General features: G+C 64.7%; 1 protein-coding gene. It reads left to right on the forward strand.

All coding sequences use genetic code 11. The features are described 5' to 3' along the window. Positions 1 to 567 (forward strand): bifunctional UDP-4-keto-pentose/UDP-xylose synthase (locus MKD38_RS30835; RefSeq protein ID WP_252682455.1); only part of this gene is annotated, 567 nt, incomplete at both ends.

Below are 567 nucleotides of genomic sequence, written 5' to 3' on the forward strand. Positions count from 1 at the left end.
CCCCGACGCCTCGCCGCTGGTCTACGGTCCGATCAACAAGCCGCGCTGGATCTACGCCTGCTCCAAGCAGCTGATGGACCGCGTGATCCACGCCTACGGCATGGAGCAGGGGCTGAACTACACGCTGTTCCGCCCGTTCAACTGGATCGGCGCCGGGCTGGACTCGATCTTCGAATCGAAGGAAGGCTCGTCGCGCGTGGTAACGCAGTTCCTCGGCCATATTGTTCGCGGCGAACCGATCAAGCTGGTCGACGGCGGCGCGCAGCAGCGGGCCTTCGCCGACATCGCCGACGGTATCAGCGCGCTGATGCGCATCATCGAGAATCCGGGCGGCGTGGCCAGCGGCAAGATCTACAACATCGGCAACCCGGGCAATATCCACTCGGTGCGCGAGCTCGCCGAGATGATGCTGAAGATGGCCGCCGACTATCCGGAATACGCGCAGGAGGCGCAGCACACGCAGATCGTCGAGACCTCGTCGGGCGACTTCTACGGCAAGGGCTACCAGGACGTGCAGCACCGCGTGCCGAAGATCGACAACACCATCGAGGAGCTGGGCTGGCGCCC

The organism is Cupriavidus sp. WGlv3, assembly GCF_023952475.1.
Lineage (GTDB): Bacteria > Pseudomonadota > Gammaproteobacteria > Burkholderiales > Burkholderiaceae > Cupriavidus > Cupriavidus phytorum.